Source organism: Polaribacter sp. ALD11 (assembly GCF_002831685.1).
Lineage (GTDB): Bacteria > Bacteroidota > Bacteroidia > Flavobacteriales > Flavobacteriaceae > Polaribacter.
In genome coordinates, this window is the sequence record NZ_CP025119.1 from 66,191 (window position 1) to 83,806 (window position 17,616).

A 17,616-nucleotide genomic window follows, 5' to 3' on the forward strand; every position below is an offset into this window, starting at 1 on the left:
GACTATCATTAAGTTATGAATATTTAATCGATCTATATCAGGAAAATATAGACTAAACATAGTAATTATTAAAGGTAAATAAGGACAAGGACTCAACTTTTACAACACTAAATTGTCATTTGATATAAAATAGCAGAAATTAGAGCGACTTAGTTTCAAAAGAATAATTCTAGGCATTTTTTTTAAAAATCGATAGAACTCCCCGATGCTATGCGTCGGTGGTTAATAGGAAATTTTGAAAAACCTGGTTTTTCATCAAACTAAAAAATAAGTTTTTTTTCCACTTAATACCCCGATGGTTCTGCCTTGAGGTAGTTCATTGAAATAAATAAATACAAACCTTCCAACAAATTCCTTTTAGTTATAAATAGCTTAAAATTATAATTCTTTAAGAAAACCTAATATTCCTTTAGGATTAATAATAATATATATAGTTATAATGTTAATTAATTGATAATTGTATATTAGCATTAGCTAATATAGTATCAATTAGCTATTACCTTTAGTGTTAATTTTGTGTTTATTAATTGTAAACAAAGATATTATGAAATTAAAATTATTATTATTATTATTTCTGCTTTTCAGTTTATTAAACGTTAACGCTCAGAGTATATCGTGTCGAGCAGCAGAGGAAAACGCAAAAGTGTATAGAGATAACCCGAGTGCGCTTCAGGAAAAGAAAGACTTTGATATTTTTAGTAAAGAATTTGCTTTAAAGCAAAAAAAGGAATCTACAAAACAAGAAGCAGTGTCATATACCATACCTGTTGTTTTTCATGTTTATGGAGACATTCAAAGTGGTCAAACTGTAACTTATGACAAAATTGTTACACATCTAAGGCATCTTAATGATGACTTTAACGGAAGAAATGATGATTATGAAACAGTTGAAGATTTTTTCAAATCTCGTAGAGGAACTTTAGACATTGAATTTAAGTTGGCTAAAATAGACCCGAACGGAGGTTGTACTAATGGTGTCGTTTTTCATTCAGCAAAAAATGGCTATGGTAATGGTGGTGGTTATGATGACCAAATTGCTGCAGATGCATGGGATAATGAAAAGTATATGAATGTATACATTCAAAATGATTTATATAACGAAGGTTCATTAACGAACTCTGGTGTTGCTTGGTATCCTAACACAGGTATGACAGATGCTAATACAGCTCGTGTAGTATTTAACGGTGCTTACTTGTATGACAACTCTTACAGTAAAGAGTTCTCAGCAACTTTAACACATGAATTTGGTCATTTCATGAATTTAATACACACTTTCGAGGGAGGTTGTTCGGGTACGGATGAAGTAGCCGATACTCCTAAAGAAGATGCAGCACATACCCTAGCTTGTTCTCCTGGAACAAATTGTGATGGTGACAAAGTAAATATTGAAAATTATATGGGTTACAATGGAGCTCAAGGTTGTTACAAAATGTACACCCAAGGTCAAATTACTCGTATGCTTGCTGCTTTACAACATCCAGCACGTGTAACACTATGGCAACCACAAAACCTTATAGACACAGGAGTTAACTCAACAGGAAGTACTTTAGTAGCATCAGCAACATCTTTCAAAGAAGCTGTTATTAATGATGGTTCTTTCGACACTTCTTCTATAGTAAGTTTAGATGGAGGAAAAGAATTTACAATGACTTCAGGGACAATGACTGCAGGTACTCATTACACACATACTTTCCCTGCAGGTGTTACACCCGTTTTAACAGTTAACTCAAATAATGAGGTTAGTATTACTATTACAGGAAACGCTACAAATCATGCACTTGCTAATAATGCATCAGGAGATATTGCTTTTTTACCTGCAGCTTTTTCTGGAGGAACTACTGATTTATCTTGTACTTCATTATACTTCAACTTTAAATATGCAGATCCTTACGGTATCTTTTTTGTTGACATGCCAAACGTTGTTATATCTTCGTCTTTAGGTTGGAAATACTTCGAAATAGCTATTGGAAGCGACCCTGCTTTTGGAGGCTGGAGATTTGAAGCTAATGCATTAAAAATAGAGACCTATGATAAAAATTTAGTTTGTGAAGCAGGAACAAGAAACATTTCCTTATTAGCTCCAAATGTTGGTATTGATGCATCAAGTAACCTTACTGCTCCTGAAGCTTATCCAAACCAGCTTGATTTGCGTACGGCAAGTTATACTGCTTGGGATGGAAAAACAGGATATGTAGGATTTGATTATTTAATTGATGGCGCTACTTGCTATGGATGGTTTAAAGTTACTGTAGATGCTGATGGAGATGGATACACTATTTCTGAGTATGCTTATAACACGGAACCGGGTAAGGTTATTTACACAGGTATGACTGAAAAAGTTTCTGTTGTTTTATCTGCAGACACTCTATATGAATCAAATGCAAATGATGGTACTATAACAAACACTAGTATTATTTCATTATCAACAAACAATAGTACTTTTACAAAAAGTAGTGGAAATTTCACCGCTGGTACAGATTACACCATAACAGGAGTTCCTGCAGGATTTACAGCTACCCTTACTCTTCAAAGTAATTCAGAAGTAGAGGTTTCTTTTACAGGAAACGCAACTTCTCATCTTCCAGCTAATGATGCTGCTGTAGTAATAACTTTTAAAGATGCCGCTATTACTGGAGGTGTTGCTGTTCTAGATAATGCAGAGAAAACAATTAATTTAAAATTTGAAGCTCCTTATGGTATCTTTTATGTTGATAATCCAGATTATACTGTTTCTCAAGCTTCAGGGTGGCAGTGGTTTTACTTAGACATTGGAGATGAAACAGAATATGGTGCGTGGGCATTTGATGCTACTAATTTGAAAATAGAAACTTATGGTAAAAGATTAGTTACTGAAACAGGGACTAGAAACATTAGTTTAATACCTGTAGCTACAACTATAGATGGTTCAAACAATTTTACTGCTCCAGGTGATTACCCAGATCAATTAGATTTAAGAACTTCTACATACACAACTTGGGACGGTCAAACTGGTTTTGTTGGTTTCGAATATACAAGCAGAGGACGTATTTGCTATGGTTGGTTTCATGTAAAAGTTGAAGCAGGAGGAACAGGGTATACTGTTTTAGATTTTGCTTATAACACAAAACCAAACGAGCTTATTATAACAGGTACAGATCAATCTGGAAATTCTGTTCAAGCTCCTTCTTACTTAGCTGCTGCTGGTAATGTACAGAATTTAGAAGCTAATTTATCATGGACAAACAATGCTGCAAGTGCTACAAGCGTAATAGTTGAAAGAGCTGGAGCAGATAATGTTTTTGCAGAAATTGCTACTCTAACAGGTACAGCAACAAGTTATACCGATACAGGATTAACAAAAGAAGTTACTTACAAATATAGAGTTAGGGCTTTAGAGGCTGCTGAATATTCTGAATATTCAAACGTTACTTCTGTATTACTCTCGGACAGTCCTTCACCTACATTGGACGCGCCTATTCTTTATGGTACAGTATATGAAGAGTATTTTTATGTACAATGGGAACCGATTAGTGGTGCTACTCAATATGAAGTTCAATTAAAAGATGCTTCAGGAGATTGGGTAACCCTTGAAACAGTTGATGCTCCTGGTTATTATTTATTAATTAATAAACAAGGAGAACAAATAATATATGAGGTTAGAGTTAGAGCTATAAACACTTCTGAAACAAGTGCTAGGAGTTATGTAACAGTAAATTTAGATGATAAATCTTTTGTACTATCTACAACTAATTACGCGTTAAATATTAAGTCTTTTACTATATATCCTAATCCTGCTTCAGATATTGTAGAGTTTAATTTTAATAATCTAGATGCTAGCAAAATAACATTAACTATTTATAATATAAGTGGTGCTGTAGTTGATGTTGTTAAAAATGCATCAAGATATTCTGTTAATCACCTTGCAAAAGGAATGTACATTGTTATTGCAACAGATGGTAACTTTGTTGAAACCCAAAAATTATTAATAAAATAGTTTAATTTGAACTATTCAAACTAATTAGTATTGGTTGTTTGAAAATACTACAAATAGAAACACTTGCAATTTTTTGCAAGTGTTTTTTTTATACCCTATCCTAAATTGTTTGTCCTTAGTATTTAAACATCTGTCATCTAAAAATAAAACTTCTACTTAAAATAATATCTCTATATCTACAATTATTAGTCTAATACCTTTGATAAACATTGTATTATAAGTAATCAATACTATCTATGGAACCGTTATAGTTACATCATATACAGCTCTACAAGTTGTATTTATTTGAGCAGTCTTTTGTGTAGCATTTTCTAAATACGATACTTTCACATGAAATTCTGTAGGCATTTGATAAACGCGTGTTCTTGTAATATCTGATAAAGAGCTATTAATCGTTATTACTATTACACATACAATACTATTGTAAATGATACTGATATCGTAGGGATTTGAACTTTTTTAGGAATCTCAAAAACCAAAAAGGTTCCTGTTGTAGTTCCTAATAATAGCATAGTGTTAGTAGCAAATGGAATTTAGTAGGAATGTTTACCGTATCAATTAATTTAAAGAGTAATGCCAATGGAACAAATAACTTTTTATTGATGAATAGAATAAACTTAGCCCTAGATAGAGTTGCTGTATATCAATGGAATGCAAATATACCCTCTTATGATTTTTTTAATCATACTATAATAGTGTAAGCACAGATTTTTAGAAGCAGCTGGAAATAGGATTTAGTTTTATTGCTTAAAAAGGGAGATACTTTTGCACCTCTGGTTATATGTATTTAGTTCTGAAAATAAAGAAAGACAAAACCTTAGTGTAATTACTTCTTTTTTAACTTCAATTTAAAGATATTAGAACTAGGAATCTCTCATAAAGATTCAATTAAAGGTTTAAGACAGTCTTCAAGTAGATTCTACAATTTCTAAAAAGATAAACTTTATAGTGAACAAGAGCAATTAATCTTATGTCAAAAACAAAAAAAGCTGAACAATGGTGTTAGTGTTCAGCTTTAATTTGAAAATTAAGTTTTATAACTACTTGTTTGTATTATTTTGGATAGTGTCTTTTAAGTTGTATTTATAATAGTTAAAGTAATTTCTTATTGATCATAGGTAATATAGGTAGAAACCAACCAATGATTCAATTTGTCTCCATCTACAGGTGTTGCTGGTATTTTTATTTTTAATGTATGAGTTCCTGCTTTTAAATCTCCTAAATTAACAACCATAGGTGCTACCGAAGAGCCCGGGCACCAATTTGATCTTGATAAATCTGAAGAAGCAATGCGCTCTTCAATTTCTTTTATTTGATAAGATCTTGTTTTTGAATCTATATAAGAAGCAGAGTCTTTTCTTAGCCACACGCCAGAAGTAGGATTGAACCTTCTAAAAGAGGCACAGTCATCTCTCCACGGAATCGTGTCTAAAACAAGTGTATTATTAAAATAAACGCTATTTTTAATTTTAATAAACTCATCGCCGCCACTATGCCCTCCATGACCTGTTGTGATGTAATGTAATTTTACATTTTTAATGTCTTTTTTTAAATTGATGGTTTTCTCTAAGTCATTATGAGCAAAATTATCTGGTATCTGCTGTCCACCAACATAAGGTACCGTATTTACTAAAGGCAGTACAAAGACTTTTCGCTGTTTTCTATTTGAATATGTAAGCTCTAAATCAAAATTATAACCTTCCGAGGTCCAAGAATCTATCCAGACACCTACATAAAACGTTCCGGTAACTAAGCTTTCTAAATTTGTAACATCTTGTTCCCAAACAACTTGTTTTTCCCAATTAGGAATATAAACGGGTCTTCTGTATTTTACTTTATTGTCGCTGTAATGGCCAACACCAAAAGGAGTCATAAACCTCATTAACTCTATAACTGGATTATAATTGTCTCCTGAAACTAAACCAGCATATGTACCATCTATATAAGAATCCTTAGGGAATTTCCCCTCTTTTTCCGTAATAGAAAGGATAGAAAGTTTTTTAGGATCTGAAACCACAAAACAAGATCCAGACTTATCCCAACGATCTCCGTTAGAACGCACTGTTATTTTTACTTTTACATCTGTACCACTTATAAAGGTAGGAATCGTTACTTTTTTATACACCAAACGGCCGCTCATTAAACGAACTGCTTCTGTATCTAGTCCTTTTTTACCTCCAAAATTTAAAGGCTGTTTATTGAATACATTAATTTTAGTACTGTTTTCTTGAGCAATTATATTAGCACAAAACGCCAGCAAATAGATTACTATAATATTTTTAAACTTCATTTTAAACAAATTAAATTATTGGTTTATAAATTTTAATTCTACTAGAACAGGTAAATGATCTGACGGATATTTACAGTCTTTAGAATCACTTAATACTGCATATTTTAACACTTTTACAGCCTCTTTACTTGTAAAAATATAATCGATTCTATCTGAAACAGGTTTGTTAAAATTAAAACCATTGAAAGTTCCTGTTGGACCAAAAGGTTTTAATATACTTACATTTTTAGTATCATTCAAGACTTTTGAAAGTAATTGAATTGGTGCTGTTTCTGGTTTTAAATTAAAATCTCCTATAACAATTACTGGTAAATTATTGGTGTTTAATTCTTTAATTTTTTCAAGAATTAATGCTGCACTTTTAACTCTTGCTACACTTCCAATATGATCGAAATGTGTGTTAAATACCCAAAATTGCTCGCTGTTGGTTTTGTTTTTAAAAAGTCCGTAGGTACAAATACGTTCCATGGATGCATCCCAACCAACAGAAATTTTATTAGGAGTTTCAGACAACCAAAAGGTACCTTCGTTTATGAGATTAAACTTTTCTTTATTATAAAAAACAGCACTGTATTCACCTTTCGTTTTACCGTCATCACGTCCAATTCCTATATAAGAATAATTCGTGAAAACACTATCTAAAAACTGAACTTGATGCTGTAGACCTTCTTGAATTCCGAAAACATCTGGATTGTTATATGAAATCTGATCCGTTAAAAAAACGTTTCTCTTAGACCATTGATTTTCGCCGTCGTTTGAATTATCATATCTAATATTATAGGTCATTATTTTATAGACTTCTTTTTCCGAAGTGCAAGAAAATGAAAAACATACTAAAAGTAAAATAACTATTTTTTTCATATTATTTATTTATTGGTGTAAATCGGATAGCTTGTCCACCACCAGCAGCTAACTTTATATTAAGATTGGTTTTTGAAGTCACTTCTTTTTTTAGAATATCAATTTCTGTCGGATTGGTTTCCCAGTCTGCATTCGTACCATCGGCATAGATTTGAGCGATGTATGTTTTATTTTCTTCAAGAAAACTTAATTCTATATTTAATTCTCTTTGGCTCTCATCTGTAATGCTTCCTAAAAACCAATCATCACTATTTTTATCTTTTCTAACAATGGTTATGTAATCTCCTATTTTTCCATTAATCATTTTTGAAAACTCCCAATCTGTAGCAACATCTTCAATAAATTTAAAAGCAGGTTGATTTTCATAATTCTCTATCAAATCAGATGCCATTTGCATTGGACTATACAACACAACAAATAAAGCTAATTGCTTTGCTAATGTTGTATTTACCCTGGAAGTCCCATCATCTAAATCATTCCATTTGACTCTGTTTTTAGCGTTTTTATATAAAATATCAAATACACCAGGTGTATAATCTATTGGTCCTGCTAAACCTCTTGTAAAAGGCAAAATTGTATAATGTTCTGGCGGATTCCCAGAACTCCAAGCATTCCATTCCATACCTCTAGTACCTTCACGAGTCATCATATTTGGATAGGTCCTTCTTATTCCTGTGGGTTTAATCGGCTCATGAGCATCAATCATAATTTTATATTTAGCAGCAGTTTTAACAACCTCTCTATAATGGTTTACCATAAACTGCCCATGATGAAATTGACCTTTTGTTTGAATGCCTCCTGCGTAACCCGTTTTTACAGCTTTAACCCCCAATTGTTGATACATTGAAAAAATAGGGTCTAATTTATTTTCAAAAGATTGTGCGGCCCCACCAGTTTCAACATGACCAATAAATGAAATGTTTTTTTCAGTAGCATAGTTTGTAACTTCTTTCAAATTAAAATCGTCGTAAGGTGTTACAAAATCGAAAGCATCCTTCTTTCCCCAATTTTCCCAACCTGTGTTCCAGCCTTCAACTAAAACACCTTTAATTTTATGTTTGTCTGCAAAATCGATATATTTCTTTGTTTCTTCGGTTGTTGCTCCATGTCTTTCACCTAAAGTCCAAGTTTGTGTTCCCAAGTGCATTCCCCACCAAATTCCTATATATTTCATAGGTTCAATCCAAGACACATTTTCAATTTTATTCGGTTCATTTAAATTCAAAATTAAATTAGACTCCACTAAATCTTTTGCATTGTCTGTTATTTGAATGGTACGCCAAGGAGAAACCATTGGTGTTTTTGCTTTTACTTTAACACCATTTGGCCACGGTACCAAATCACTTTTAAAAGAAAATGAGGCCGCTTCATTTTTCTTTAAAGTCATGCCTGCATAATTTGTTAAATTCGCTTCATGAATACTTATAAAATTACCAGCTTCCGTTTCTAATGTTATTGGTGTATTTGCTGACTCAATTTCATTTAAAGATGCATTTTTATAGAGTGTTTCGTATGATTCAAAATTTGCAGGAATATACCAGCCACTATGGTTTTTTACGAAATTAAATTCCGTTAATTCTTGTGTAATTAGAAGACTGTCTATATTTTTTTGTTTAGGAATTTCATACCGAAACCCAATACCATCATTGTATATTTTAAAGTAAAGATTCAGTTTTCTTTTGAATCCATCTTTTTCTTGTAAGCAAATTAATAGTTGATTGTAATTATCTTCTATTACACTTTTTTCTCCCCAAACAGTAGTCCATTTGGTGTTGGATTGTGTAATGCTATAATCTGTTACTATAAAGTTTTTAGATAAAGGATTTGCATTTTTAAATTCGTACCCTAATTTTGAGGGATTTATAATTACAGAATCTTTAAAATTAACCGTGTAATATATCCCTTGACTCGTATTTACAGAGACCTTAATTTTATTATCAGGAGATTCAATTTTTAAAACCTTTTCACTAGAGCAGCTTATTAGTGTTAAATTAAATAAGAATAACACAGTCCATTTTTTTAATTTCATCTTTTTTATTGATTTAAAAACAAATTATTATTTTAAATTAAACTGAACTTTAGAAGCATTCGTTAACGTTTCATGACTTATAAAAAAAGCTTTTTTAGTTTTTCCATCAACAGTAAACGATTTTAAATTTCCTTTTCCATTTTTTTCTATAACCAAAGTTTTATTCTTGTAATATCTTGTGTCTAAATGAATCGTTATCTTATCGAATCTTGGAGTTGTAATTGTGTACATAGGATCTGCAGGAGAAACCGGATATATTCCCATCATGCTATAAATTAACCACGCAGACATGGTTCCTGTATCATCGTTTCCAGGTAAACCAGCAGGTTTATTTGTAAAATACTCATTAATTAAATTGGTAACACGTTGTTGTGTTTTCCATTCATATCCTTTTGCATAGTTGTATAAATATGGGTAAGCAATATCCGGTTCATTCGCCATATCAAATTGTTTTTTCTCAAAAACCTCATCTAATTTAGCAACGTATTCTTTTTTACCGCCCATCGATTTCATTAAATATTTTGTATCATGCGCAACCATAAAAGTATACTGCCACGAATTTCCTTCAATAAACCCTACGTTTTTTTCGAAATTAGCACCTTGATTAGGATTAAAAGGCGAATGCCATGAACCATCATCATTTTTTGGACGCAATAAATTAAATTCCTTGTCAAAGAAACTTCTATAGGAAACAGCACGATTAGAAAATAATTTATAATCTTTTTTCTTCCCTAATTTATTTGCCAATTGTGCGATTGCAAAATCACTGATGTTATATTCTTGTGTTGTTGAAACAGAACCGCTATTGGTTGTTTTTGTTGATAAATATCCGTTCTTTATATAATCTTTAATTCCTGGCCTTAACGGGTTGTTTTCTAGTTGTGTAGCGCTTTTTCGCATGGCTTCATACGCTTTTTCAATATCAAAATCTTGTATGCCTCTTAAATACGTATCTGCTAGAATAATTCCTGCAGGATCACCAACCATTGTGGTTGTTTCGGTTGCATTCAGTTCCCATTTAGGTAACCATCCGCTTTCATCATAAATGTTCAGCATACTTTTTACCATATCCGATTGTTGTTTTGGATAGATCAAAGACATTAAAGAATGAAGGTTTCTATAGGTATCCCAAAAAGAAAATACGGTAAATCGTGTTCCGTCAGTTTTTGCAGTTTCGCGTTTTCCCATTGTTGGATATTCGCCATTCACATCATTTAACGTATTCGGGTGAATTAATGTGTGGTACAACGCTGTATAAAAAATAGTTTTATCATCTTTTGTTCCGCCTTCTACTTCAACTTTAGATAATAATTGATTCCATTGTGAAGCAGTATTTTTATAGATAGCATCAAATGATAAATGTTGCGTTTCCTTTTCTAAATTTTCTCTGGCATTTTCTATACTAACGTAAGAAACACCAATCTTAACCTCTACTTGCGTTGGTTTTTCAAAATTATAAGTAAAATAAGTTCCAATACTATCGCCAATAACCTCTTTTCTATAGTTTTTATAAAAGCGTTTTTTGCCATTATATCCCATCCATCGTCCTTCTACACCTTCGTTTTTTCTAGTTTTTTTCCAAACTCCAAATTCATCAGCTGGTTTACTAAATTTTGCAACAAAATAAACAGGATATGATTCTTCTGGTTTGTAATAACAAAATGAACCCACATTACGCATGCCTTCTATTTCGGTTGGCGATACTACTTTAACCATAGCGCCTTCTTCGTTGGTTAAACCCAAGCCTAAATTGATTAAGATGTTCGATTTTCCTTTTGGAAATGAATATTTACTTACGCCAACTCTGGTGGTTGCAGTAAGTTCGGTTTTTACATCATATTTTGAAAGTTGAACACTGTAATAACCAGGTTTTGCAACCTCATTTGTATAAGTCGTTCCGTATTTTAAATGATCTGTTTCCAGTTCTCCTGTTGTAGGCATCGCTAAAATAACACCCAAATCTGGACAACCAACACCACTTAAATTTACATGAGAAAATCCGGTTAAAAAAGCATTTTCATTTACATAAGGTGTAGACAACCATTGGCTGTCTTTTTCTAACGGTAAGTTTTGTTCTCCTGCCACATTAAAAGGAGAAACACTTGCCATTCCTCTGGGTGCAATTGCGCCAGGGTTCGTAGCACCAAAATTAGAGGTTCCTATAAAAGGATTTACATAATCGATTGGTTCTTGTGTTACAGCACTAAATTGAATGCAGAAAATTGCAAATAGTGTAATTAACTGAAGCTTTTTCATGCTTTGTTTATTTTTTTGAAGTACTTAATGAATACGGTTTGTTTTTAGCCGCAGTTCCCCAATTTTTATTAGGAATATTTCCCATATTAAAATTTAGAGTTCCACCATTTTGAAGTGTATTAAACTTTATAAAAGTATTTTGATATGCCTTACCGTTTAACTGAGCGCCTTGAATATAAACATTCGTATTTGAATTATTTTTGGAAGTGATTTCAAACGTATTTCCGTTTTCTAAATGCAATGTTGCTTTTTTAAATAACGGACTTCCAATTACGTATTCATCAACTCCTGGGGTTACAGGATAAAATCCTAATGCACTAAATACATACCATGCAGATGTTTGTCCGTTATCTTCATCACCACAGTAACCATCTGGTGTTGCCGAGTATAATTTTGTTAAAACATCTCTCACTTTTTCTTGTGCTTTGTATGATTGATTTGTATAATTATACAAATAAATCATGTGTTGAATGGGTTGATTTCCGTGTGCATAGTTTCCCATATTTACAATTTGCATTTCTCTAATTTCGTGAATTGTAAAACCATAATACGAAGCGTCAAACTTTGGAGGCATTTCAAAAACTTCATCTAATTTTGCAGCAAATTGTTTTTTACCTCCCATTAAATCAATAAGACCTTCGATGTCATGAAAAACAGACCAGGTATAATGCAAACTATTTCCTTCGGTAAATGCATCACCCCATTTTAAAGGATTAAACGGACTTTGAAAATTTCCATCCTCATTTTTTCCACGCATCCAATTGGTCGATGGATCAAATAAGTTTTTATAATTCATAGATTTCTCAAAGTATTTTTTAGCAATTTTAGTTTTGCCCATTTTTTCGGCCATTTGAGCAATCGTAAAATCGGCATATGCATATTCTAAAGTTCTCGCAGCATTTTCATGAATATTAACATCATAAGGAACATAGCCTAATTTATTATAATACTCTAAACCAGCTCTACCTACAGAATTTACAGGTCTACCATCTGCAACGGTTGCATTTTTAAGCATTGCTTCAAACAATATTTCGGCATCCATATTTTTTGCGCCTTTTAAAAAGGCGTCTGCAATAATAGAAGCAGAGTTAGAACCAATCATTACATCTCTGTGCCCTGGACTTGCCCATTCTGGCAACCAACCAGATTCCTTATATGTATTAGCCAAACCTTGCATAATTTGTCCGTTTAACTCTGGATACATCATATTAAAAAATGGAAAAACGGCTCTAAAAGTGTCCCAAAAACCATTATCGGTAAACATATAGCCAGGTAAAACTTTGCCATTGTAAGGACTATAATGAACTACTTTATTGTTTGCATCAAATTCATAAAACTTTCTAGGGAACAATAAAACACGGTATAAAGAAGAGTAGAAGGTTCTTAAATTATCAATATTATCATCTTCAATTTGAATTTTATTCAATTCTGTTTCCCAAGCTTGTTTTGCTTTTTTCTTTGTGTCTTCAAAAGTATCTGCTCCAATTTCCCTCGAAAGATTTAATTGTGCTTGTTCTGGACTTATAAATGAAGAAGCTACTTTTACATGAACTGTTTTTCCTTTTTCAGTTTTAAAACCTACAATAGCCCCAACATGTTCACCTTCACTATTTACTGAATTTTCAAGCAATTGCCAACCATCAGTCCATGTGTGATTTAGTTCAAAATCGGTGTCAAATTCTGCCACAAAATAATTGTGGAAATTTTCTGGAACTCCGCCACTATTATTTCTACAATACCCAATTATTTTACGTTCTTCAGGAATAATTTTTACCATAGAACCTTTATTAAAAGCATCTAAAACAATATAAGATTTGTCAGATTCTGGAAAGGTAAATTTAAAATGTGCCGCTCTTTCTGTTGGCGCAACTTCTGCCACCACATCATAATCTGCTAAATAAACCGAGTAATGATAAGGTTTTACGGTTTCTGCTTTATGAGAAAACCAAGATTGCCTTTCATCTTCCTGAAACTTTAAATCTCCTGTAACTGCCATCAACGAAAAGGCAGCGTAATCATTAACCCACGGACTTGGTTGATGCGTTTGTTTGATTCCTCTAATTTTATTTTCATCGTATTTGTAGGTCCAACCATCACCCATTTTAGACGTCATTGGCGTCCAAAAATTCATTGCCCAAGGAGTTGCAATAGCAGGGTAGGTGTTACCGTTAGATAAATCGAAAGAAGAATCTGTTCCCATTAAAGGGTTCACAAAATCGACTAAATCTTTACTTTCTATATAAGAGCTGTTTTGTGCTTTCAAATTTGTATTCACACAAAACAACAGTATCATTAAAATCCACGAATATTTGAAAATCATTTTTGGCATATCATTCTTATTAATTTTATTCATATTTGATAATATTAACGTCATTGGGAACGTAGTGAAATAATCTCATAATTGAAAAGTAGACTAAAAGATTCCTCCTCGTACCTCGTTCGGAATCACAAAAATTACTTCTCAATTCTATTTTTTACTTATTTAATTCAACAGCATTTCCATGACCTCTATACAGTTTCAAAGCATCTTCTAATTCAACTTCTATAATAGTTACATTGGGATCTAAGTTTTTTCCTTGGGGAATTTCAATTCTTAAAATTCCAGGAATATTGTTCCAAGCAGCGCCACCATTTCTTTCAAAACTTAATTCTTGATTAGAGCCTACTACTTTAATAGATTTCACTTTATTCTGAATACCTTTTAAAGAAATATAATTTTTTGGCGCATCAAACAAAGCCAAGTAAATTTTAGTTTCATCTTTGTTCAACATTGTTGGTCCATAAAAATGACCATAAGGCAATCCTGCTTTAGAATTAAAGACAGCTGTTTCATGTTTTCTAATCCAATCTCCTAAAGCCTCTAAACGTTCTACTTGCTCTTTTGCAATGGTACCATCTGGTTTCGGACCGATGTTTAATAATAAATTTCCTCCAGAAGCAATTACTTCAACAAAAGTTCTTATAATTTGAGATTTTGGTTTGTAATTGGTATCCGATGGAAAATAACCCCAATTATTATTCATCGTCATACAAAATTCCCATGCACCATCTGGTCTAACTACAGGAATTCCTTGTTCTGGGGTACTATAATCTCCGTATGTTTTTAATCGAGAATTTACAACCACCTTAGGATTCCATGTTAACAAACTATCTTTTAGTGATTGCGCTCTCCATTGTTCGCTAGATTTTTCCCAATCACCATCAAACCAATACAAGTCTGGCTTAAAAGTATCGCTCAATTCTTTTAACTGACCGTTGTTAAATTTAAGAAAACGTTGCCAAGGCGATAATTGATTTTGATTTTTCTGAGGATAATTTTTACGTGTATCTGGTCTTGGAAAAACCACATCATAATCGGGATGCGACCAATCAATTAACGAATAATACAAACCTACTTTTAAATTTTCTTTTCTTAGTGCATCTACAAAAGGAGCTACCAAATCGCGCTTTGCAGGTGTTTTTTCTAATACATTTAAGTGGCTTAATTTCGTGTCCCACAAAGCAACTCCATCATGATGTTTTGTAGTTAAAACGGCATAACGCGCGCCAATTTTTTTAAATAATTTAGCCCAAGCTTCCGGATCATAGTTTTTAGCAGTAAACTCTTTACCTTGTGCCATATAATCATCATAAGAAATACGTTTATGATACATAGACCAAGACTCGCCAATTCCTTTTACACCGTAATATCCCCAATGAATAAAGACCCCTAATTTAGCATCTTTAAACCACTCTAAACGTTCCTCTTTCGTCAGTTTTTCTTGTGCCGAAATTTGATTTGTAAACAAGAAAAGTAAAACAATTGTTATCTTTAAATACTTCATATTTTAATTAATTATAATTTCATCAACAAACAACCAAACATTACCTCCTTCTGGTGTTTTTGATAAGTTTTTAGCAAATATTTTTACATACCTTACAGATTGCTCTTCAAAAGAAATTTTAAATTCCTTTAAATCGAAAGAAGGATTTTTAGCATATGCTCTTTTCTCTACACCAACTTCCTTGTAATTTTTTCCATCTGTAGAAACGGAAACGGTTACTGCAGTCGGAAAATAAATTCCAGGCCCTTGGTTTTCTAAAGTCCCCAAAATAACTTCTTGAACTGATGTGTCTTCACCTAAATCAACAACAGCTTCCATATCTTTACCTAACCAAGCTTGCCAATGACCATCACTAAAATTTTTAGTTCCGCGTAAAGTATTTACCATTCCGAATTCACCTTCACCTTGATAACGATCATCATAAACTTCTTTGAAGGTTAGTTTTTTACCAACTGCTTTGTGAAATTTGATATTTGTATGAAAAGGAACACCTACAGGTACATCGTTTTTAAAAAGTGACGCATGAATTTCTGTGGATTCGTTAATTGTTAATGGCTCTGTATACTTAACTGCAGCATTTGTTAATTTTACATCATTTAAAGTATAACGAATATCTGCATCTGTAAATTCATTATTTAATGCTAGTGTTACCTTTTGGGTATCCATATCAATTTTTACATCCTCCATTACCAAGTAGGCACTTTTTGCATAATTGATATCTAAATAATCATAACGCTCAAACATGGTAACAATTCTAGTTGAAAAATCTTCCCAATTACGAGATTCTTTAGTTGACCATAACGTTTCAGATAATGCAGCCAATCTAGGAAAAATCATATATTCTGAATGAGATGTTGTTTTTATTTGCTCTGACCATAAATTCGCTTGTCCTCCTAAAACATGTTTCGCTTCTGCAGCTGTCATTCCTTCTACAACAGGATCAAACGTGTACACTTTGCTTAAAGGCGTATAACCTCCCCAAGCCAATGGCTCTTCATTTTGTGGACCTTGATAATGGTCAAAATAACAATGAGAACCTGGTGTCATTATAACATCATGCCCTTGTTTTGCCGCTTCAAGACCACCTTTGGTACCTCTCCAACTCATTACAGTAGCCTCTGGTGCAATACCACCTTCTAAAATTTCATCCCAACCAATTAATCTTTTTCCTTTAGAGTTGATGAAGCTTTCCATTCTTTTGATGAAATAACTTTGTAATTCCTCAACATTTTCTAAATTTTCTGAACGCATTCTTTTGTTACAGTCAGGGCATTTTTTCCAATTGGTTTTGGTTGCTTCATCACCACCAACATGAATGTATTTTGATGGAAAAATCTCCATTACTTCCTCTAAAACATTTTCTAAAAATTCAAATGTATGTTCTTTTCCAGCACAATAAATATCCGTAATTGGCCAAACTCCGCCAGAAGGAACTCCTATTGGTTTTTCATGACAAGACAATTCTGGATACGCTGCAATTGCAGACGATACGTGCGCAGGCATTTCAATTTCTGGAATAATTTCTATATTTTTAGTTGCTGCATAGGCTACTAAATCTTTTAATTCATCTTGTGTGTAAAATCCACCATACGTCCCTTTTTCATCTGCGGATGTTGTATACCTACCATCCCAATGTTTGTCTTCTTGATCTACTCTCCAAGCACCAACTTCCGTTAATTTTGGGTATTTTTTAATTTCGATACGCCATCCTTGGTCATCTACTAAATGCAAGTGCAACACATTCATTTTAAGCATTGCCAAACGATCTATCGTTTTTTTCAAATACGCTATTTCGAAAAAATGACGAGAAACATCTAACATTAAACCTCTATATTTATAACGAGGTTGGTCTTCAATTGTAAGATTAGGAATGAGCCAATCTGTACCTGAAACCGAATTTGAACTTTCAATTGCTACAGGAAGTAGTTGTCTAAGTGTTTCTACACCGTATATAAAACCAGCTTTTCCTTTTGAAGTAATTAAAATGCGATTAGAACCTACATTCAATTTATAAGCTTCATCGTCTAAGTTTTTATCAATAATAAATTGAACATAATTTTCTTCTGGAGCTTGTTCTAAAACGTCTAAATTCCACCCAGATACATTCTTAAATTTATCGATTAAAACCGAAGTTACTTCTTTTTGAGATGCAGCTGCTAAGATAAATTTGGTGTTTTCATCAAACTGAAAAGCACCTTTATTCAGCAGTAGTTTTGCTGGCTTAGGAATCACTGCAATATCACTTTCTGTGAAAATGATATCCTCATTACTTTTTTGACAGGAAACCGTTATGACGATTATAGCCATAACCAAGATTTTTTTGATTACACTCATTTTTATGAAATTTTAATTATCAATCTTTTTTTAATTATATCAAGACACA

8 protein-coding genes are annotated in these 17,616 nt (G+C 32.6%); 1 reads left to right on the forward strand and 7 read right to left on the reverse strand.

Translation table 11 applies throughout. The features are described 5' to 3' along the window. Window positions 1-544 precede the first annotated feature (544 nt). Window positions 545-3,973, forward strand: coding sequence for a M43 family zinc metalloprotease (locus CW731_RS15510; RefSeq protein ID WP_157812158.1), 3,429 nt, complete (start codon window positions 545-547; stop codon window positions 3,971-3,973). A gap of 1,105 nt (window positions 3,974-5,078) precedes the next feature. Here CW731_RS15510 and CW731_RS00270 read toward each other — a convergent pair. From CW731_RS00270 to CW731_RS00300, 7 genes are all read right to left on the reverse strand, one after another. After that, window positions 5,079-6,263 (reverse strand): PNGase F N-terminal domain-containing protein, encoded by a 1,185-nt coding sequence (locus tag CW731_RS00270; RefSeq protein WP_100944824.1) that lies wholly within the window; start codon window positions 6,261-6,263, stop codon window positions 5,079-5,081. Between the two features lie 15 nt (window positions 6,264-6,278). Then, window positions 6,279-7,124, reverse strand: a complete 846-nt coding sequence (locus CW731_RS00275) for an endonuclease/exonuclease/phosphatase family protein (protein ID WP_100944825.1) — start codon at window positions 7,122-7,124, stop codon at window positions 6,279-6,281. A 1-nt stretch (window position 7,125) separates the two neighbouring features. Further along, complete coding sequence (locus CW731_RS00280) at window positions 7,126-9,153, reverse strand: glycoside hydrolase family 97 protein (protein WP_100944826.1); 2,028 nt, start codon at window positions 9,151-9,153, stop codon at window positions 7,126-7,128. A gap of 27 nt (window positions 9,154-9,180) precedes the next feature. Beyond that, window positions 9,181-11,409, reverse strand: coding sequence for a GH92 family glycosyl hydrolase (locus tag CW731_RS00285; protein WP_100944827.1), 2,229 nt, complete (start codon window positions 11,407-11,409; stop codon window positions 9,181-9,183). Between the two features lie 7 nt (window positions 11,410-11,416). Beyond that, window positions 11,417-13,762 (reverse strand): GH92 family glycosyl hydrolase, encoded by a 2,346-nt coding sequence (locus tag CW731_RS00290; RefSeq protein ID WP_232734694.1) that lies wholly within the window; start codon window positions 13,760-13,762, stop codon window positions 11,417-11,419. 121 nt (window positions 13,763-13,883) lie between these two features. Then, the gene (locus CW731_RS00295; protein ID WP_100944828.1) at window positions 13,884-15,233 is read right to left on the reverse strand and encodes an alpha-L-fucosidase; all 1,350 of its coding nucleotides are present in this window, start codon (window positions 15,231-15,233) and stop codon (window positions 13,884-13,886) included. Between the two features lie 3 nt (window positions 15,234-15,236). Further along, the gene (locus tag CW731_RS00300; protein ID WP_100944829.1) at window positions 15,237-17,567 is read right to left on the reverse strand and encodes a family 20 glycosylhydrolase; all 2,331 of its coding nucleotides are present in this window, start codon (window positions 17,565-17,567) and stop codon (window positions 15,237-15,239) included. Window positions 17,568-17,616: the final 49 nt, after the last annotated feature.